The following is a 19,077-nucleotide window of genomic DNA, read 5'->3' on the forward strand; positions in this document are numbered from 1 at the left end:
AGGGAACGGATTGCTCATTGCTCAGGGCGTTTGAATACCAGCTCATTACCCGCCGAAGCCGCTTCATCGAAGGCATACCCTTCCAGATTGAAATCAACCAGCTGTTCTCTGCGCTCCAAGCGATTTTTGATGATAAAGCGGCTCATCAGCCCACGCGCTTTCTTGGCGTAGAAACTGATGACTTTGTACTTGCCGTTTTTCTCGTCCAGGAATACCGGTTTGATCAGTGAACCGTGCAGCTTGGCCGGTTTTACCGATTTGAAGTATTCATCCGAAGCCAGGTTCACCACCACATCATCGCCTTGTTGCTCCAGGGCCTGATTCAGTTTTTCGGTGATCCGATCGCCCCAGAAGCTGTACAAGTCTTTGCCCTTCGGGTTCTCCAGCTTGATCCCCATCTCCAGCCGGTAAGGCATCATCAGGTCCAGCGGACGCAGCACCCCGTACAGGCCAGAGAGCATCCGCAGATGCTGCTGTGCGAAGTCGAAATCCTCTTCGCTGAAGTCTTGCGCCTGTAAGCCGGTATAAACGTCGCCTTTAAACGCCAGCAGCGCCTGACGAGCATTGTCCGGGGTGAAGTCAGGCTGCCATTCGCCAAAGCGTGCGGCATTCAGGCCCGCGAGTTTATCGCTGATGCTCATCAGGCCGGAAATTTGCGCCGGGGTCAGCTTACGGCAGAGTTTGATCAGCTTTTGCGACTGATCCAACAATTCGGGCTGGGTAAAGCGTTCGGTGGCTAACGGGCTTGCATAATCCAGGGTTTTGGCAGGTGAAATAATAATGAGCATGGTCACATCCTGTTTATCAACATGTGGCTACTGTAGCAAAAAGCGCGCAAGACCAGGAGGTATGGCTGTGATAGGGCGCACTTTACGCACGCCCTGGAGGATTAACGCTGCCTGGTCGGCTTCCAGATCCCCGGTTCGAGTTGAGATCCCAGCTCCGGGTAGTGGTTGATGTCAAAGGTGGGCAGCTTGCCGAGTGAACGCTGGTGGTTGTAATCCTTGGCCAATGTGAAGGCCACGTCGGACAGTAACAAGATAGCGGTCAGATTGGTGATCGCCATCAGTGCCATCGAGATGTCCGCCATTTTCCACACCGTGGATAATTCTGCCATCGAACCAAACATCACCATGCCCAAGGCAAAGCAGCGGAAAATCGTCAGCTTGGTCGGATGGTGGTGCTTGAGGAAGATCAGGTTGTTCTCGGCATAGGCATAATTGGCAATGATAGAGGTAAAGGCAAACAGGAAAACGGCGATCGCGACAAAGGGCGCGCCCCAGGAACCGACGGCGCTGGCCATGGCCCGCTGGGTCAGATCGATACCGCTGATGTCGGACGGGGGATTATCCAGTGCACCAGAGGCCAAAATAATCGCCGCCGTTGCGCTGCAAATGACGATGGTATCGACAAATGCGCCAAGCATTTGCACATAGCCCTGCGAGGCAGGGTGTGGCGGATAAGGAGTCGCGGAAGCGGCCACGTTGGGGGCAGACCCCATCCCGCCTTCGTTAGAAAACAGCCCGCGTTGTATACCTTGCGTCATGGCCTGTGAGATCCCGTAGCCCAGGGTGCCGGCAGCAACTTCCTGCAGGCCAAAAGCGCTTTTGAAGATCAACGCCAGGATGGCAGGCATATGCTCAATATTCAGGCCGATGATCCACAGCGCCAGCAGCAGGTAAGCCAAGGCCATAAACGGCACGATTTTTTCTGCGACGCGGGCGATGGAACGAATACCGCCGAAGATCACCATGGCACTCAGGACCACCAACACTATGCCGGCGTACATGGGGTCGATGTTGAAGGCTACGGCACTGGCCAGGGCGATGGAGTTGGCCTGTACCGCATTGAACACCAGACCGAAAGCGATCAGCAGGAAAATGGAGAACATCACACCCATCCAGCGCATTCCCAAGCCTTTTTCCATATAGTAGGCAGGGCCGCCACGGTAGTGGCCGTTATCGTCTTTGGTTTTGTAAAGCTGCGCCAGGGTGCTCTCAATGAAAGAGGTCGCCATGCCGATAAACGCGATCACCCACATCCAGAAGATGGCACCGGGGCCGCCAGCCGTAAGCGCTATCGCCACGCCGGTTAGGTTGTTGGTGCCGACACGAGCGGCAAGTGAAGTACATAGCGCCTGGAAGGACGAAATGCCCGCACCGTCGCTTTTGGTGCTGTTCTTCAGCACGGAAAACATATGGCTGAAATGACGAATTTGAATAAAGCGGGTACGCAAGGTGAAGTAGATGCCGGCACCCAACAGCAAATAGATCAGTACTGAACCCCACAAGATGTTATTGATAAAGTTAATCAGATCCGTCACGTGTTTCTCCTTGTTAAGATTACTGCTCCTCAGGTTCTTCGACTCCGGTGCGGAAAACTTGAGTCAGTTCTTGACAAGAACTTGGCTAAAATCATCCCATTGACGGGAATTACAGCCTTCTTTTGGGTTTTTCGGTGAATAAAACAGCTGCGGGAATTTAACATAATTTCCTGGGGGGATAGCGCGTTAATGCCGTGGCATTGCTTCGGTAATGGCGAATTATCGGTGCGTAACCGGTTGCTCGCACAAGGATAAAACAACCGCCGCCAGCGCGTGATTTTCCTGCCTTGCGCCGGGCTACGTGCATGTTATTATCAGGACAAGGCATGGTTGAACGATGCCAAAAGTTCATGCACAAACGATGAGATAATGCCAACATGACCGATAAATTAACGTCCCTACGCCAGCTGACTACGGTAGTTGCGGATACGGGTGATATCGCTGCAATGAAGCTATATCAACCTCAAGATGCCACCACCAACCCTTCGCTGATCCTCAATGCAGCGCAAATTCCTGAATACCGCAAACTGATCGATGAAGCCATTGCCTGGGCACGTGAGCAGAGCAGCGATCGCGATCAGCAGGTTGCCGATGCCGCAGACAAGCTGGCCGTCAACATTGGTCTGGAGATCCTGAAACTGGTCCCGGGCCGCATTTCCACCGAAGTGGACGCGCGTCTGTCTTATGATACCGAAGCCAGCGTTGCCAAAGCCAAGCGCCTGATCAAACTGTATAACGAAGCGGGCATCAGCAACGATCGCATCCTGATCAAACTGGCCTCCACCTGGCAGGGCATCCGTGCCGCCGAGCGCCTGGAAAAAGAAGGCATCAACTGTAACCTGACGCTGCTGTTCTCCTTCGCTCAGGCGCGTGCCTGCGCCGAAGCTGGCGTGTACCTGATCTCGCCGTTCGTTGGCCGTATTCTTGACTGGTACAAAGCCAATGGCGACAAGAAAGAGTTCGCCCCGCACGAAGATCCGGGCGTGGTTTCAGTGTCTGAAATTTATCAGTATTACAAGCAGCACGGCTATGAAACCGTGGTGATGGGTGCCAGCTTCCGTAACGTCGGTGAAATCATCGAACTGGCGGGCTGCGATCGTCTGACCATCGCACCTGCACTGCTGAAAGAGCTGGCAGAGAGCGAAGGTGCACTGGAGCGTAAACTGTCTTATACCGGCGAAGTGAAAGCGCGTCCGGCACCGCTGACCGAGCCTGAGTTCTACTGGCAGCACAACCAGGATCCAATGGCGGTTGAGAAACTGACCGACGGTATCCGCAAGTTTGCCGTAGACCAGGGCAAGCTGGAAAAAATGATCGCCGATCTGCTGTAACAGCGGCAATCAATCAGCGCAGAAGGTGGCCTCGGCCACCTTTTTTTATACCTGAATATCCACCTCATTGAGCAAACACCCTATACTCCCGTGATGAATCTCCCTTGGGTAACCGGGGCATAAAACAGAGGTAAAACATGGATACATTACGCATTGGTTTGGTTTCTATTTCGGACCGCGCTTCAGGGGGCGTTTATCAGGATAAAGGGATCCCGGCGCTGGAAGAGTGGCTGGGCAGCGCTTTGGCGACGCCGTTCACCCTGGAAACCCTGCTGATCCCCGACGAGCAGACGCTGATTGAGCATACCCTGTGTGAGCTGGTTGATGAAATGGGCTGCCATCTGGTGTTGACTACCGGCGGCACCGGCCCGTCCCGGCGTGACGTGACTCCCGATGCTACCCTGGCAATTGCCGATCGGGTCATGCCGGGTTTTGGCGAGCAAATGCGCCAAATCAGCCTACACTATGTGCCAACGGCAATTCTTTCACGTCAGGTTGGGGCGATCCGTAAACAGGCGTTGATCATCAACCTGCCGGGGCAACCCAAATCGATTAAAGAAACGCTGGAAGGGGTGAAGGACGAGGCAGGCAAGGTGGTGGTGCACGGTATTTTTGCCAGCGTGCCTTATTGCATCCAACTGCTCGAAGGCCCCTATGTAGAGACCCACGAGGCCGTGGTAGCAGCATTTCGTCCCAAGAATGCGCGGCGCGAGATAAATCTCTAAATTTCAGCAATCTGCGGGATAACCTTCAGCGCATCTGGTGTGAAAGTATTTTGCCGTTATAGTAAGAAACTTTTTACAGTTAGCCATTATGCTTTCTGTGTCTTTCCTGTTTCCTCTAACGGTATCTTATGCATCACGATAATAATCGCCGGCTCAACCGGCAAGATTATAAAACTCTGACGTTGGCTGCCCTGGGCGGTGCGTTGGAGTTTTATGACTTCATCATTTTTGTTTTCTTTGCTGCGGTAATGGGCGATCTGTTCTTCCCGGCGGATATGCCTGAGTGGCTGCGCCAGGTGCAGACCTTTGGTATCTTTGCTGCGGGCTACCTGGCTCGGCCACTGGGCGGCATTATCATGGCGCACTTCGGCGATCTGGTGGGCCGTAAAAAGATGTTCAGCCTGAGCATCCTGCTGATGGCGTTACCGACGCTGGCGATGGGGATGCTGCCCACCTACGCCAGTATCGGTATTGCCGCACCGTTGCTGCTGCTGTTGATGCGGGTTCTGCAAGGCGCGGCGATCGGGGGTGAAGTCCCTGGTGCCTGGGTATTTGTGGCGGAGCATGTGCCGCGCAAACGCGTTGGTTTTGCCTGTGGCACGCTCACCGCTGGCCTGACGGCCGGTATCCTGCTCGGCTCGCTGGTGGCCACCATCATCAATACCACGCTCAGCCAACAGGCCATTCATGACGGTGGCTGGCGTATTCCGTTCTTCCTGGGCGGTATCTTTGGTCTGTTCGCCATGTATCTGCGCCGCTGGTTGCAGGAAACCCCAATCTTTATCGAGATGCAGGCGCGTAAGGCGCTGGCAGAAGAGCTGCCGCTGAAATCGGTGGTGATGAATCATCGCAAAGAGATCGCGGTCTCGATGCTGCTGACCTGGCTGTTGTCGGCAGGCATTGTGGTGGTGATCCTGATGACGCCAACCTACCTGCAAAAACAGTTTGCCATAGCCCCGGCGCTGTCATTGCAGGCCAACAGCATCGCCATCATCATGCTGTTTGCTGGCTGTATCGTCTCTGGTTCGGCGGCGGACCGCTTTGGCGCCAGCAAAACCTTTATCGTCGGCAGTGTGCTGTTGGCAGGGTGCAGTTGGCTGTTCTATCAGTCGGTGGCAACACATCCAGAAATGCTGTTCGCCACCTACGCGCTGGTTGGCTTCAGTGTGGGGATCGTCGGTGCGGTGCCTTACGTGTTGGTGCGGGCTTTTCCGGCGGAAGTGCGATTTAGCGGGATTTCGTTCTCCTACAACGTGGCATACGCGATTTTTGGGGGTTTAACCCCGGTATTTGTCACGCTGATCATGAAGTTAACCCCGTTAGCGCCCGCTTACTATATGCTGGCGTTATCGACGCTCGGCCTATTACTCGGGATCTACCTGCGTCGCGACCTGAACAGTGAAAAAACAGTCTTGAACTAAGCGATTTTCGCCCAATAAAAAACCCTGCGATTAAACACCGCAGGGTTTTTTTATATCACGTTAGTACGGATTTATGCGGTAACAGCAGCGGGTGTTGCCTGCTGAGCTTCCACCGGGCCGATTGGCAGTACGGTGCGGCCCAACTGTTCGTTGATCACCTCTGCCATTGCCAGATAGATCGCGCTGGCACCACAGATAATGCCTTCGTAACCGGCGAACGTCAGGATCGCGTGGTTACCGGTAATGTTGCCGACGGCCAGCAGTGCGAACAGCACGGTCAGGCTGGCAAACACAAACTGCAACCCACGGTTGGTACGCAGCGTGCCGAAGAACATGAACAGGGTGAAGACGCCCCACAGTGCAAGGTAGATGCCGAGGACGTTCGCGTCGGTCGGTTCTGCCAGGCCCATGCGTGGCAGCAGCAGGATGCCTACCAGGCTCAGCCAGAAGCAGCCGTAAGAGGTGAAGGCGGTCAAGCCGAAGGTGTTGCCTTTCTTGAACTCAAGAATACCGGCAAAAATCTGAGCCATGCCACCGAAGAAAATCCCCATACTGATGATGACGGAAGTCAGTGGGAAAAAGCCCGCGTTGTGCAGGTTCAGCAAGACGGTAGTCATCCCGAAGCCCATCAGACCCAGGGGGCCGGGATTTGCCAACTTGTTGGAGTGCATATGTCCTCTGCGATAACAGAATTGTAACGAAAATGGATAGGTAATTTAATAATTGGTCTGAATGGCCGAAAAACCCATAACTTCCATCAGAGCGCGCGGCATCATAATGATCCCCACGCCAGGAAACAATGATCTGGCTGCGGATAAAAACGAAATTTTTTTTGTCCTGCCCCTTGATGCTGGTGTGGATGGCCCCATCTTATTGGCAACCGCAGTTGCTGACCGCGGGTAACACTGAGATGCCGGGCAGTTGAAAAGCAAAAAAACGCCCGCATATAGTTAGCAACCTGACCGATTATGAATTTATTAGTGGAGATGTTTAGATGGGCAAAATTATTGGTATCGACCTGGGTACAACCAACTCTTGTGTAGCAATTATGGATGGTGGCAAGGCGCGCGTGCTGGAGAATGCCGAAGGCGATCGCACCACTCCTTCAATCATCGCATATACCCAGGATGGTGAAATTCTGGTTGGCCAGCCTGCTAAGCGTCAGGCTGTTACTAACCCACAGAACACCCTGTTTGCGATCAAGCGCCTGATTGGCCGTCGCTTCCAGGATGAAGAAGCACAGCGTGACAAGGCTATCATGCCTTACAGCATCGTTGCTGCCGATAACGGTGACGCCTGGCTGGAAGTGAAGGGCCAGAGAATGGCACCACCGCAGATCTCTGCGGAAGTCCTGAAGAAAATGAAGAAAACGGCGGAAGATTACCTGGGTGAGCCGGTAACTGAAGCGGTTATCACCGTTCCTGCCTACTTCAACGATGCTCAGCGTCAGGCGACCAAAGATGCTGGCCGTATCGCAGGTCTGGAAGTGAAACGTATCATCAACGAACCTACTGCTGCGGCCCTGGCTTATGGCCTGGACAAAGAAGTGGGCAACCGTACCATCGCGGTTTATGACCTGGGTGGTGGTACTTTCGATATCTCAATCATTGAGATCGACGACGTTGACGGTGAAAAAACCTTTGAAGTTCTGGCGACCAACGGTGATACCCACCTGGGTGGTGAAGACTTCGACAGCCGCCTGATCAACTATCTGGTGGAAGAGTTCAAGAAAGAGCAGGGCATGGATCTGCGCAACGATCCGTTGGCGATGCAGCGTCTGAAAGAAGCCGCTGAAAAAGCCAAGATCGAGCTGTCCTCCGCTCAGCAGACCGACGTCAACCTGCCGTACATCACTGCAGATGGCAGCGGTCCAAAACACATGAACATCAAAGTGACCCGTGCAAAACTCGAGTCGCTGGTAGAAGATCTGGTTGCTCGCTCTATCGAGCCGCTGAAAGTGGCACTGAAAGATGCAGGCCTGTCGGTTTCTGACATTCAGGACGTGATCCTGGTCGGTGGCCAGACCCGTATGCCTATGGTTCAGAAGAAAGTTGCTGATTTCTTCGGTAAAGAACCACGTAAAGACGTTAACCCGGACGAAGCGGTAGCCGTTGGTGCTGCGGTTCAGGGCGGTGTGTTGGCCGGTGATGTGAAAGACGTATTGCTGCTGGACGTTACCCCACTGTCACTGGGTATCGAAACCATGGGCAGCGTGATGACGCCGCTGATCACCAAAAATACCACTATCCCGACCAAGCACAGCCAGGTGTTCTCTACTGCCGAAGACAACCAGGCAGCGGTGACCATCCATGTGCTGCAGGGTGAGCGTAAACGTGCCAATGACAACAAGTCACTGGGCCAGTTCAACCTGGACGGCATCCAGCCGGCACCACGCGGTATGGCACAGATCGAAGTCACCTTCGATATCGATGCCGACGGTATTCTGCACGTGTCTGCGAAAGACAAGAACACCGGCCGTGAGCAGAAGATCACCATCAAGGCGTCTTCTGGTCTGAACGAAGAAGAAATCCAGAAAATGGTACGCGATGCCGAAGTGAACGCTGAAGCTGACCGTAAGTTCGAAGAACTGGTGCAAACTCGTAACCAGGCAGATCACCTGATCCACGGTACCCGTAAGCAGTTGGAAGAAGCGGGTGAGCAATTGCCAGCTGAAGACAAAACCGCTATCGAGAGCGCGCTGAAAGATCTGGAAGCGGCGGTGAAAGGCGAAGATAAAGCCGAAATCGAAGCGAAAACCCAGGCTCTGGTGCAGGTTTCCGGCAAGCTGATGGAAATGGCCCAGGCGCAAGCGCAGCAGGCACAGGGTGCTGATGCCGGTGCAGACAACGCGGCGCAGAAAGACGACGACGTGGTTGACGCCGAGTTTGAAGAAGTTAAAGACAAAAAATAATCGCCCTTAAGCGGGCACGGTGCGGCCACAGGCCGTAACCGGAAACCAGCACGGGCGTCGAGGCAACTCTACGCCCGTGCACGCATGTTAAGGGTAAGAGAAATAATGGCGAAGAGAGATTATTACGAGGTGCTCGGCGTAGCCAAGACGGCAGACGAGCGCGAAATCAAAAAGGCGTATAAGCGCCTGGCGATGAAGTATCACCCTGATCGTAATCAGGAAAAAGACGCCGAAAGCCAGTTTAAAGAGGTCAAGGAAGCCTACGAGGTCCTGACCGACGATCAAAAACGTGCTGCCTACGATCAATACGGCCATGCGGCCTTTGAGCAAGGTGGTATGGGCGGTGGTGGTGGCTTTGGTGGCGGCGGTGCCGACTTCAGCGATATCTTTGGCGACGTGTTTGGCGATATCTTTGGCGGCGGACGCCGTCAACGTGCCAGCCGTGGATCCGATTTGCGTTACAACATGGATCTGACGCTCGAAGAAGCCGTGCGTGGCGTGACCAAAGAGATCCGTATTCCAACGCTGGAAGAGTGTGATGTCTGCCATGGCAACGGTGCCAAGCCGGGCAGTTCGCCGGCAACCTGTCCGACCTGTCATGGTCAGGGTCAGGTGCAGATGCGCCAAGGGTTCTTCACCGTGCAGCAGGCTTGTCCGCACTGCCACGGGCGTGGTCAGATCATCAAGGATCCGTGCAACAAATGTCACGGCCATGGTCGCGTAGAGAAATCCAAAACCCTGTCGGTGAAAATCCCGGCGGGCGTAGATACTGGCGACCGCATCCGCCTGGCGGGTGAAGGTGAAGCTGGCGAACACGGCGCGCCAGCAGGCGATCTGTACGTTCAGGTTCAGGTGAGTGCTCACCCGATCTTCGAACGTGAAGGCAATAATCTCTACTGCGAAGTGCCGATCAACTTTGCTATGGCTGCCTTGGGTGGCGAGATTGAAGTGCCAACGCTGGATGGCCGCGTCAAGCTGAAAGTCCCGGCGGAAACTCAGACCGGCAAACTGTTCCGCATGCGTGGCAAAGGGGTGAAATCGGTACGGGGTGGCAGCCAGGGTGACCTGCTGTGCCGCGTGGTGGTAGAAACGCCGGTGAGTCTGAACGAGAAGCAGAAGCAACTGCTCAAAGAGCTGGAAGAGAGCCTGGGTGGCCCTTCTGGGGATAAAAACAGCCCGCGTTCGAAAAGCTTCTTCGACGGCGTGAAAAAGTTTTTTGACGACCTGACTCGTTAATCAACGTTCTCCGCGCATCAATCGTCAAACCCCGGTTTAAGCAAACCGGGGTTTTTTTATCTTTGCTGTATGAAAGCCCCTATTAAAAGTGTGATATATAGCGCGAATAAGTCGGTTTTTACGAGTTGTTTTGCATTTATAAACTGATTTTTTCGAGGTGATTCCTCGACTATACTCGTTTCATTGTCTGGAAACCGGGGCGCTTTGCCCCCATTATCTATGCCCTATGGATTTCGAGTCGCAGCTTGAAAGACGACGGGCATTTTGGAGCGACTTACTGTGACTACTATTATTCGTCAATTTCTGCGTCAAGAAGCCGCTGGGGGCATTATTCTGATCGCTGCTGCCGTGGTGGCTTTGATCATGGCTAATACCCCCGTACAGGGGCTGTATCAGGCCTTCCTTAACTTACCCGTGGCGGTCAGCATCGCCTCGCTGGACATTGCCAAACCGCTGCTGCTGTGGATTAACGACGGTTTAATGGCCATCTTCTTCCTGGTGGTGGGGCTTGAAGTCAAACGTGAACTGCTGCAAGGTTCCCTGGCTGGGCGTGAGAAGGCCATCTTCCCGGCGATTGCCGCGTTAGGCGGCATGCTGGCTCCGGCGCTGATCTATCTGCTGTTCAACGGTGCCGATGAAGTAACCCGCCAGGGTTGGGCGATCCCGGCGGCAACGGATATTGCCTTTGCCTTGGGCGTGATGGCCTTACTGGGCAACCGGGTGCCGACCAGCCTGAAAGTATTCTTGCTGGCCTTGGCGATTATCGATGACCTTGGGGTCATCATCATTATCGCGTTGTTCTACACCCATCAGGTCTCGATGGTGGCGCTGGGCGTTGCGGCTGCGGCGATCGTGGTATTGGCGCTAATGAACTGGCGGGGAGTGGGTAAAACCTCGCTGTATATGATGGTCGGATTGGTGCTGTGGGTTGCGATCCTCAAGTCGGGTGTTCACGCTACGCTGGCAGGGGTGATTGTCGGCTTTATGATCCCGCTGAACGCCAAGAGTGAGCCTTCGCCCTCCGAAACCCTGGAGCATGAGCTGCACCCATGGGTCGCCTTCCTGATCCTGCCGCTGTTTGCCTTTGCCAACGCGGGTGTCTCGTTGCAAGGGGTGTCCTTGAGCGGGTTGACTTCACTGTTGCCGCTGGGGATTGCTGCCGGGCTGTTTATCGGCAAGCCGCTGGGGATTTTCGTCTTCTGCTGGCTGGCGGTGAAACTGGGGATTGCCCGTTTGCCGCAGGATATCGGCTTTAAACAAGTGTTTGCCGTGGCCGTGCTCTGTGGTATTGGTTTCACCATGTCGATTTTTATTGCCTCATTGGCCTTCGCCGAGGCGGATGTGGCTCTCAGTACCTATGCCAAATTAGGCATACTATTGGGATCGACCAGCGCTGCGGTAGTGGGTTACGGCCTGCTGCGTTTGAGTTTGCCCCGCAGCCGATGACCTTTGTGTTTACCCCTCGTTGCTGAAGGGCTATTACAATAGTAGCGGCAGCGTGGCTTCGTCAGCCACGCTGCACTTGGGATTAAAGATAACTTTGCGTTGTCCGAAATTAACGATAGGGAGTTTGTCGCTCATCACGGCAGACCGTTTGCCGATGAGAAACCTAAGGAGAGAACGTTTTGAGAATGTCTCACATCAACTTTAACCATCTGTATTACTTCTGGCAGGTCTGCAAGGAGGGGTCGGTCGTGGGAGCGGCGGAAGCCCTGTTCCTCACGCCCCAGACCATCACCGGCCAAATCAAGGCACTGGAAGAACGGCTCAACGGTAAGCTGTTCAAACGCCAGGGGCGTGGGCTGGTCCCCTCCGAGCTAGGCCAACTGGTGTTCCGCTATGCCGACAAGATGTTTATGCTCAGCCAGGAAATGCTGGATATCGTCAACTACCGCAAGGAGTCCAACCTGCTGTTTGACGTGGGCGTAGCGGATGCGCTATCCAAACGTCTGGTCAGCCAGGTGTTGGAAACTGCGGTGGTAGTGGACAATGAGCAAATCCACCTGCGCTGTTTTGAATCAACCCATGAGATGCTGCTTGAGCAACTGAGCCAGCATAAACTGGATATGATCCTGTCGGATTGCCCGGTCGACTCCAGCCAGCAGGAAGGCTTGTTTTCGCTTAAGCTGGGGGAGTGTGGGGTCAGCTTCTTCTGTCGTCAGCCGATACCCGATTTACCGTTTCCGGCCTGTCTGGAACAGCGCCGCTTGTTGATCCCGGGAAGGCGTTCAATGCTGGGGCGCAAGCTGCTTAACTGGTTCAACACGCAAGGTATCAAGGTTGAGATACTGGGGGAGTTTGACGATGCAGCCCTGATGAAGGCTTTCGGCCTGTACCACAATGCGATCTTCGTGGCGCCAACGCTGTATGCGCTGGATACCTATAGCGATGATGACGTGGTGGAGATCGGCCGTGTCGATAGCGTGCAGGAAGAGTATTACATCATTTTTGCCGAGCGAATGATCCAGCATCCGGCGGTACAGCGGGTATGCAACAAGGACTTCTCGGCGCTGTTCGCGCTGTAGGCTTGAACGCCAGGCGTAAAAAAACCGGCCGAAGCCGGTTTTTTTAACAAGCACACAACGTAATGCTTATTGCATTGCGTTGATACGCGCCGTCAGGTTTGACTTATGACGCGCTGCTTTGTTTTTGTGGATCAGGCCTTTAGCTGCCTGGCGATCCACAAGTGGTTGCATTACGAGGAATGCTTTTTGTGCTGCGTCTTTGTCGCCAGCTGCGATAGCTGCGTCAACCTTCTTAATGAAGGTACGCACCATTGAGCGACGGCTAGCGTTATGCTTGCGACGTTTCTCAGACTGTATGGCGCGTTTCTTAGCTGATTTGATATTAGCCAAGGTCCAACTCCCAAATATATATATTGAGGACAATTCAAAGGCCGAGGAATATGCCCTTTTAGCCTTCGTTTGTCAATGGATTTGTGCAAATAAGCGCCGTTTGTACGGGCGGCACTTGCTACGTTGTGATGGCGCAGGATTTTACCAGCTTCAGCCATGGGAATACAGTGTTTCACGAGAAAAATCGCCATGTGATTTGCATCACAGTCTGCAAGCTGTTGGTCCTGGTGGGTTATCCCCCGTCTTTCAAGCGTCGGCCAGAAGCCAAGCTCGCTATCAGCGCGCTAATATAGCACGCATTGGGCCAGATAAACGGTGGTTAAGGCGATTATCCTCCGGTATGGTATGACTATTACATCAAAGGAACCAATCGCGGGTTAACCTTGACCGCTGTACAAGGTATAATCCGCCGATTTCCACTGTGTTGGGCCAGCTATGCAGCTAATTCGCGGCATCCATAATATCCGGGCACGCCACCGTGGCTGTGTGCTCACCATCGGCAATTTTGACGGCGTCCATCGCGGTCATAAGGCGCTATTGGGGCAGTTGAAGCAGGAAGGACGGCGACTGGGGTTACCGGTCATCGTCATGATCTTTGAGCCGCAGCCGCTGGAACTGTTTGCCGCGGATAAGGCTCCGGCCCGCCTCACGCGCTTGCGTGACAAAGCCAAATACCTGGCGCAGGCCGGGGTTGATTACCTGTTGTGCGTCAAGTTTGATCCCCGCTTTGCCGCCCATACCGCTCAGGCATTCGTTGCTGAGCTGCTGGTCGAAAAGCTGGGGGTAAAATTCCTGATGGTGGGGGATGATTTCCGCTTTGGTGCTGGTCGCCAGGGGGATTTCCCGCTGTTAGAGCTTGCCGGGCAAGAATTCGGCTTTGAGGTGGTCAGCACGCCAAGCTTCCGTGAAGGCGATCTGCGTATCAGCAGCACCGCCATCCGCAATGCGTTGCGTGATGATGATTTGCCGCTGGCAGAAACCCTGCTGGGGCATCCTTACAGTATTTCCGGGCGCGTAGTGCATGGCGATGAACTGGGGCGAACCATTGGTTTCCCAACCGCCAACCTGCCGCTCAAACGCCTGGTTGCCCCGGTGAAAGGGGTATATGCCGTCGATGTTTATGGCCTTGGCCCCGAGCCTTTGCCGGGCGTGGCCAATATTGGCACTCGCCCAACGGTGGCAGGCGTACGTCAGCAGTTGGAAGTGCATCTGCTGGATGTAACCATGGATCTTTACGGGCGCCACCTTGATGTGGTGCTGCGCGCAAAATTGCGCAATGAACAGCGTTTTGCTTCGCTCGATGCGCTAAAGCAGCAAATCGCCAATGATGTGGTGACGGCCCGGACGTTCTTCGGGCTACAGACACCGGCTTAATCTACGAACCGAAACGAGATCGAGAATCTAATGAGTGACTACAAGAATACCCTGAACTTGCCGGAAACAGGGTTCCCGATGCGTGGCGATCTCGCCAAGCGTGAACCTGGCATGCTCGCACGTTGGTATGAACAGGATCTGTACGGGATCATTCGTGCCGCCAAAAAGGGCAAGAAATCCTTCATTCTGCATGACGGCCCTCCGTATGCGAATGGCAGTATTCACATTGGTCACTCGGTAAACAAGATCCTCAAAGACATTATTATCAAGTCAAAAGGGATGGCTGGCTTTGATTCGCCTTATGTTCCAGGCTGGGACTGCCACGGTCTGCCTATCGAACTGAAGGTTGAGCAACTGTATGGCAAACCGGGTGAGAAACTGACACCGGCAGAGTTCCGCCAGAAATGCCGTGAATATGCTGCCGAGCAGGTAGAAGGCCAGAAGAAAGACTTTATCCGTCTGGGGGTGCTGGGTGACTGGGATCATCCGTACCTGACCATGAATTTTAAAACCGAAGCCAACATCATCCGTGCATTGGGCAAGATCATCAGCAATGGTCATCTGCTCAAAGGCGCCAAGCCGGTGCACTGGTGTACGGACTGCGGTTCTTCCCTGGCGGAAGCGGAAGTTGAATATTACGACAAAACCTCGCCATCCATCGACGTCGCGTTCCATGCGGTTGATGCGGCGGCGGTGGCCAGCAAGTTTGGTGTAACCAACGTGAATGGCCCGGTGTCACTGGTGATCTGGACGACCACACCGTGGACGCTGCCTGCCAACCGTGCGATCTCGCTGAATGCAGAGTTCAGCTACCATCTGGTACAGGTTGAAGGTCAATGCCTGATCCTGGCAGCGGACCTGGTAGAAAGCGTGATGAAGCGTGCAGGCATCACCCATTGGGAAGTGCTGGGCAGCTGCAAGGGCAGCGATCTGGAACTGATGCGCTTTACCCATCCGTTTATGGGCTTTGACGTGCCGGCGATCCTGGGCGATCACGTTACGCTGGATGCCGGTACCGGTGCCGTACATACCGCTCCAGGTCACGGCCCGGATGACTTCATCATCGGCCAGAAATACGGCCTGGAAGTCGCCAACCCGGTTGGCCCGAACGGCTGCTACCTGACCGGCACCTATCCAACGCTGGACGGTAAATTCGTGTTCAAGGCCAACGATCTGATCGTTGAGCTGCTGCGTGAGAAAGGCGCTCTGCTGCACGTGGAAAAACTGCAACACAGCTACCCGTGCTGCTGGCGCCACAAAACGCCGATCATTTTCCGTGCCACGCCGCAATGGTTTATCAGCATGGATCAAAAGGGGCTGCGCAAGCAGTCACTGGAAGAGATCAAGGGCGTGCAGTGGATCCCGGATTGGGGCCAGGCGCGTATCGAAACCATGGTGGCTAACCGTCCAGACTGGTGTATCTCACGTCAGCGTACCTGGGGCGTTCCAATGTCCCTGTTCGTGCATAAAGACACCGAGCAGCTTCACCCACGCAGCGTAGAGCTGATGGAAGAAGTGGCCAAGCGTGTTGAGCAGGACGGGATCCAGGCCTGGTGGGATCTGGACGCTGCCGATATCCTCGGTGCCGAAGCGGCCGATTATGTGAAAGTGCCAGATACGCTGGACGTTTGGTTTGACTCAGGTTCAACCCATTCTTCCGTGGTTGACGTGCGTCCAGAATTCAACGGCCACTCTGCCGACATGTATCTGGAAGGTTCCGACCAACATCGTGGCTGGTTCATGTCATCGCTGATGATTTCGACCGCGATGAAGGGTAAGGCGCCTTACAAAGAAGTGCTGACCCATGGCTTTACCGTCGATGGTCAGGGCCGCAAAATGTCCAAGTCAATCGGCAACACCGTCAGCCCGCAGGACGTGATGAACAAGCTGGGTGGGGACATTCTGCGCCTGTGGGTCGCTTCTACCGACTACACCGGCGAGATTGCGGTTTCCGACGAAATCCTCAAGCGTGCTGCCGATTCTTATCGCCGCATCCGTAATACCGCGCGTTTCCTGTTGGCCAACCTGAACGGGTTTGATCCAAGCACTGACTGCGTGGCACCGGAAGAGATGGTGGTACTGGATCGCTGGGCTGTAGGCCGTGCAATGGCCGCACAGCAGGATATCGAGCAGGCCTATGCCAACTACGATTTCCACGAAGTGGTGCAGCGCCTGATGCAGTTCTGCTCGGTAGAAATGGGGTCCTTCTATCTGGATATCATTAAAGACCGCCAGTACACCGCGAAAAGCGACAGCGTTGCCCGCCGCAGCTGCCAGACCGCTCTGTTCCACATTGCAGAAGCGCTGGTACGTTGGATGGCGCCGATCATGTCGTTTACCGCCGATGAAATCTGGGCCTTCCTGCCAGGCAAACGCGCGCAGTACGTGTTTACCGAAGAGTGGTATGACGGTCTGTTCGGGCTGGCGGCAGGCGAAGGCATGAACGATGCGTTCTGGGCCGATCTGCTGAAAGTGCGTGGCGAAGTGAACAAGGTGCTGGAACAGGCACGTGCGGACAAGCACATTGGCGGTTCGTTGGAGGCGGCGGTTACGCTGTATGCCGATAGCGATCTGGCAGCACGCCTGAACAGCCTGCAGGACGAACTGCGTTTTGTGTTGCTGACCTCATCGGCCAGCGTAGCACCGTTTGCCGATGCTCCTGCCGATGCGCAGCAAAGTGAACTGTTGAAAGGGCTGAAAATTGCGTTCAGCAAAGCGGATGGTGAGAAGTGCCCGCGCTGCTGGCATTACACCACCGATGTCGGCCAGGTGGCGGAGCACGCAGAACTCTGCGGCCGCTGTGTGACTAACGTAGCCGGTGACGGCGAAAAACGTAACTTTGCCTGAGATCAAGCGCCTGATGAGTAGACCGATAAGTTCGACCGGCTTGCGCTGGCTATGGCTGGTAGTGGTGGTGCTGGCGCTGGATTTTTTCAGCAAACAGTGGATCCTGAGTAACTTTGTGCTGGGCCAGACCCAGCCGTTGTTCCCGTCAATCAACCTGTACTACGCCCGTAACTACGGTGCGGCGTTCAGTTTCCTGGCGGATCACGGTGGCTGGCAGCGCTGGTTCTTTGCCGGTATTGCGGTCGCCATCGTGGTGGTGCTGCTGGTGATGATGTATCGCAGCAGTGCCCAGCAGAAGCTGAATAATATCGCCTATGCCTTTATTATCGGCGGTGCGCTCGGCAACCTGTTTGATCGTCTGTGGCATGGCTTTGTGGTCGATTTCATCGACTTTTATATCGGCAACTGGCATTACCCGACCTTCAATCTGGCGGACAGCTTTATCTGCGTCGGTGCCGCCATGATCGTGCTGGAAGGGTTCTTGCCAGCGAAGAAAAGCGTCAACAGCGAAGGTAAGTGATATGACGGCTCAGGTTAACGGCAACAGCGCAGTGCTGGTGCATTTCACGCTGAAACTGGCAGATGGAACGACCGCGGAATCCACCCAGGGCAACGGCAAACCAGCGCTGTTCCGCCTGGGCGATGGCAGCCTGTCTGCTCCGTTGGAACAGCAGTTGATCGGTTTGCGGGTAGGGGACAAATGTGCGTTTACCCTGCAACCGGAAGCCGCGTTCGGTGCGGAGAACCCGGATCTGATCCAGTTCTTCTCACGCCGCGACTTCAACGAAACCGGCGTGCCGGATGTCGGTACCATCATGCTGTTTACCGCCATCGACGGCAGCGAAATGCCTGGCGTGGTGCGCGAAGTGGCGGAAGATTCGATCACCGTTGATTTCAACCATCCGTTGGCGGGGCATCCGGTGACCTTCGATATCGAAGTGCTGGAGATTGACCCGCAGCAGGAGGAAGCGCATGCAAATATTGCTGGCTAACCCGCGTGGCTTCTGCGCCGGGGTTGATCGTGCGATCAGCATCGTAGAACGTGCGCTGGAGATTTATGGCGCGCCGATTTACGTGCGTCACGAAGTGGTGCATAACCGCTATGTGGTCGAAAGCCTGCGCGAGCGTGGAGCGGTCTTTATCGAAGAGATTGCGGAAGTGCCGGACGGCTCGATCCTGATCTTCTCCGCCCACGGTGTGTCACAGGCAGTTCGGGCCGAGGCCAAAGCCCGCGATCTGACCATGCTGTTTGATGCTACCTGTCCGTTGGTGACCAAGGTGCATATGGAAGTGGCTCGGGCCAGCCGTAAGGGCACCGAAGCAATCCTGATTGGCCACGCCGGGCATCCGGAAGTGGAAGGCACCATGGGCCAGTACAGCAACCCTGAGGGGGGCATGTACCTGGTTGAGTCGCCGGAAGATGTCTGGCAATTGCAGGTGAAGAACGAACATAACCTGTGCTTTATGACCCAGACCACGTTATCGGTGGACGATACTTCTGACGTGATCGATGCGTTGCGTAAGCGCTTCCCGGATATTATCGGGCCGCGTAAGGACGATATCTGCTATGCCACCACCAACCGTCAGGAAGCGGTGCGCAGCTTGGCAGGTGATGCCGACGTGGTGCTGGTAGTGGGGTCGAAGAACTCGTCCAACTCCAACCGCTTGGCGGAACTTGCCCAGCGTGTGGGTAAACCAGCCTATCTGATCGACTCGGCGGCGGACATTCAGGAATCCTGGTTGAAAGACGCCAGCAACATTGGCGTCACCGCCGGAGCCTCTGCGCCGGACGTGCTGGTTCAGGACGTCATCAGTCGCTTGAAAGCCTTGGGCGGCAAGGATGTGCATGAGCTTAGCGGCCGTGAAGAGAACATCGTGTTTGAAGTGCCGAAAGAACTGCGCATGGATATCAAGCAGATCGACTGATCGTTGCCAATATCATTAAGTAACGGGAAGCCTTGGCTTCCCGTTTTGCGTTTTAACTAGCTGTAATTAATGGCTCCCACCGGCATCAGGCTTCAGGTGTCGCAGTATTGAGCTCGCCCATTAGCGTG

The 19,077-nt window shown here is 54.9% G+C and carries 17 protein-coding genes; 13 read left to right on the forward strand and 4 right to left on the reverse strand.

Annotated elements, in window-relative coordinates; translation table 11 throughout:
* Window positions 1-14: 14 nt before the first annotated feature.
* On the reverse strand, window positions 15-788 hold the full coding sequence (gene yaaA, locus KGP21_RS04675; protein ID WP_059199707.1) for a peroxide stress protein YaaA: 774 nt from the start codon (window positions 786-788) through the stop codon (window positions 15-17).
* A 101-nt stretch (window positions 789-889) separates the two neighbouring features.
* A complete protein-coding gene (locus KGP21_RS04680; protein WP_223537405.1) occupies window positions 890-2,323 on the reverse strand; it encodes a sodium:alanine symporter family protein in 1,434 nt (477 codons plus the stop codon).
* Window positions 2,324-2,700: 377 nt separating this feature from the next.
* Between KGP21_RS04680 and tal the strand changes: the two genes are divergently transcribed.
* The 3 genes from tal to KGP21_RS04695 all read left to right on the forward strand — a co-directional run bounded on the left by tal (window position 2,701) and on the right by KGP21_RS04695 (window position 5,800).
* The gene (gene tal, locus KGP21_RS04685; protein ID WP_024483582.1) at window positions 2,701-3,654 is read left to right on the forward strand and encodes a transaldolase; all 954 of its coding nucleotides are present in this window, start codon (window positions 2,701-2,703) and stop codon (window positions 3,652-3,654) included.
* Window positions 3,655-3,791: 137 nt separating this feature from the next.
* Complete coding sequence (gene mog, locus KGP21_RS04690; protein WP_223537408.1) at window positions 3,792-4,379, forward strand: molybdopterin adenylyltransferase; 588 nt, start codon at window positions 3,792-3,794, stop codon at window positions 4,377-4,379.
* A 128-nt stretch (window positions 4,380-4,507) separates the two neighbouring features.
* Window positions 4,508-5,800, forward strand: coding sequence for an MFS transporter (locus KGP21_RS04695; RefSeq protein WP_179248457.1), 1,293 nt, complete (start codon window positions 4,508-4,510; stop codon window positions 5,798-5,800).
* 71 nt (window positions 5,801-5,871) lie between these two features.
* Here the strand turns inward: KGP21_RS04695 and satP are convergent, their stop codons facing one another.
* Complete coding sequence (satP, locus tag KGP21_RS04700) at window positions 5,872-6,471, reverse strand: acetate uptake transporter (protein WP_039995478.1); 600 nt, start codon at window positions 6,469-6,471, stop codon at window positions 5,872-5,874.
* A gap of 61 nt (window positions 6,472-6,532) precedes the next feature.
* Between satP and KGP21_RS04705 the strand changes: the two genes are divergently transcribed.
* From KGP21_RS04705 to nhaR, 5 genes are all read left to right on the forward strand, one after another.
* Window positions 6,533-6,703, forward strand: coding sequence for a hypothetical protein (locus tag KGP21_RS04705; protein WP_155621700.1), 171 nt, complete (start codon window positions 6,533-6,535; stop codon window positions 6,701-6,703).
* 91 nt (window positions 6,704-6,794) lie between these two features.
* On the forward strand, window positions 6,795-8,711 hold the full coding sequence (gene dnaK / locus KGP21_RS04710; RefSeq protein WP_021179252.1) for a molecular chaperone DnaK: 1,917 nt from the start codon (window positions 6,795-6,797) through the stop codon (window positions 8,709-8,711).
* A 105-nt stretch (window positions 8,712-8,816) separates the two neighbouring features.
* Complete coding sequence (gene dnaJ, locus KGP21_RS04715) at window positions 8,817-9,947, forward strand: molecular chaperone DnaJ (RefSeq protein WP_021179253.1); 1,131 nt, start codon at window positions 8,817-8,819, stop codon at window positions 9,945-9,947.
* Window positions 9,948-10,226: 279 nt separating this feature from the next.
* The gene (nhaA, locus tag KGP21_RS04720) at window positions 10,227-11,393 is read left to right on the forward strand and encodes a Na+/H+ antiporter NhaA (RefSeq protein ID WP_059199710.1); all 1,167 of its coding nucleotides are present in this window, start codon (window positions 10,227-10,229) and stop codon (window positions 11,391-11,393) included.
* A gap of 179 nt (window positions 11,394-11,572) precedes the next feature.
* A complete protein-coding gene (nhaR, locus tag KGP21_RS04725) occupies window positions 11,573-12,472 on the forward strand; it encodes a transcriptional activator NhaR (RefSeq protein WP_021179255.1) in 900 nt (299 codons plus the stop codon).
* Between the two features lie 66 nt (window positions 12,473-12,538).
* On the opposite strand, the gene rpsT is transcribed toward nhaR, so the two are convergent.
* Window positions 12,539-12,802, reverse strand: a complete 264-nt coding sequence (gene rpsT / locus KGP21_RS04730; protein WP_024527210.1) for a 30S ribosomal protein S20 — start codon at window positions 12,800-12,802, stop codon at window positions 12,539-12,541.
* Window positions 12,803-13,237: 435 nt separating this feature from the next.
* On the opposite strand from rpsT, the gene ribF reads away from it, so the two are divergent.
* Genes ribF through ispH form a run of 5 tightly spaced genes read left to right on the forward strand, consistent with a single transcriptional unit; the run spans window position 13,238 to window position 18,949 of the window.
* A complete protein-coding gene (ribF, locus tag KGP21_RS04735; protein WP_024483575.1) occupies window positions 13,238-14,176 on the forward strand; it encodes a bifunctional riboflavin kinase/FAD synthetase in 939 nt (312 codons plus the stop codon).
* 30 nt (window positions 14,177-14,206) lie between these two features.
* Entirely contained in the window at window positions 14,207-17,023 is a 2,817-nt protein-coding gene (ileS, locus tag KGP21_RS04740) for an isoleucine--tRNA ligase (protein ID WP_094982166.1), read from the forward strand.
* 13 nt (window positions 17,024-17,036) lie between these two features.
* A complete protein-coding gene (gene lspA / locus KGP21_RS04745; RefSeq protein WP_024527207.1) occupies window positions 17,037-17,543 on the forward strand; it encodes a signal peptidase II in 507 nt (168 codons plus the stop codon).
* A 1-nt stretch (window position 17,544) separates the two neighbouring features.
* Window positions 17,545-18,015: an FKBP-type peptidyl-prolyl cis-trans isomerase gene (gene fkpB / locus KGP21_RS04750; RefSeq protein ID WP_094982165.1), complete on the forward strand. Its 471-nt coding sequence runs from the start codon at window positions 17,545-17,547 to the stop codon at window positions 18,013-18,015.
* Window positions 17,996-18,949 carry a 4-hydroxy-3-methylbut-2-enyl diphosphate reductase gene (gene ispH, locus KGP21_RS04755; RefSeq protein ID WP_021179261.1) on the forward strand — a complete coding sequence of 318 codons (954 nt, stop codon included), beginning with the start codon at window positions 17,996-17,998 and terminating at the stop codon, window positions 18,947-18,949. Before fkpB ends, ispH begins: the two co-directional genes overlap by 20 nt.
* Window positions 18,950-19,077 lie beyond the last annotated feature (128 nt).

The sequence above is a fragment of the Serratia sp. JSRIV004 genome (assembly GCF_019968705.1).
Lineage (GTDB): Bacteria > Pseudomonadota > Gammaproteobacteria > Enterobacterales > Enterobacteriaceae > Chania > Chania fonticola_B.

What these genes read in the sequence shown, in the direction of transcription:
- satP (WP_039995478.1), bottom strand. Translation starts at nt 6,471, where the DNA reads ATGCACTCCAACAAGTTGGCAAATCCCGGCCCCCTGGGTCTGATGGGC.
- KGP21_RS04705 (WP_155621700.1), top strand. Translation starts at nt 6,533, where the DNA reads ATGGCCGAAAAACCCATAACTTCCATCAGAGCGCGCGGCATCATAATG.
- dnaJ (WP_021179253.1), top strand. Translation starts at nt 8,817, where the DNA reads ATGGCGAAGAGAGATTATTACGAGGTGCTCGGCGTAGCCAAGACGGCA.
- ribF (WP_024483575.1), top strand. Translation starts at nt 13,238, where the DNA reads ATGCAGCTAATTCGCGGCATCCATAATATCCGGGCACGCCACCGTGGC.
- dnaK (WP_021179252.1), top strand. Translation starts at nt 6,795, where the DNA reads ATGGGCAAAATTATTGGTATCGACCTGGGTACAACCAACTCTTGTGTA.
- yaaA (WP_059199707.1), bottom strand. Translation starts at nt 788, where the DNA reads ATGCTCATTATTATTTCACCTGCCAAAACCCTGGATTATGCAAGCCCG.
- tal (WP_024483582.1), top strand. Translation starts at nt 2,701, where the DNA reads ATGACCGATAAATTAACGTCCCTACGCCAGCTGACTACGGTAGTTGCG.
- fkpB (WP_094982165.1), top strand. Translation starts at nt 17,545, where the DNA reads ATGACGGCTCAGGTTAACGGCAACAGCGCAGTGCTGGTGCATTTCACG.
- ispH (WP_021179261.1), top strand. Translation starts at nt 17,996, where the DNA reads ATGCAAATATTGCTGGCTAACCCGCGTGGCTTCTGCGCCGGGGTTGAT.
- mog (WP_223537408.1), top strand. Translation starts at nt 3,792, where the DNA reads ATGGATACATTACGCATTGGTTTGGTTTCTATTTCGGACCGCGCTTCA.
- ileS (WP_094982166.1), top strand. Translation starts at nt 14,207, where the DNA reads ATGAGTGACTACAAGAATACCCTGAACTTGCCGGAAACAGGGTTCCCG.
- lspA (WP_024527207.1), top strand. Translation starts at nt 17,037, where the DNA reads ATGAGTAGACCGATAAGTTCGACCGGCTTGCGCTGGCTATGGCTGGTA.
- KGP21_RS04695 (WP_179248457.1), top strand. Translation starts at nt 4,508, where the DNA reads ATGCATCACGATAATAATCGCCGGCTCAACCGGCAAGATTATAAAACT.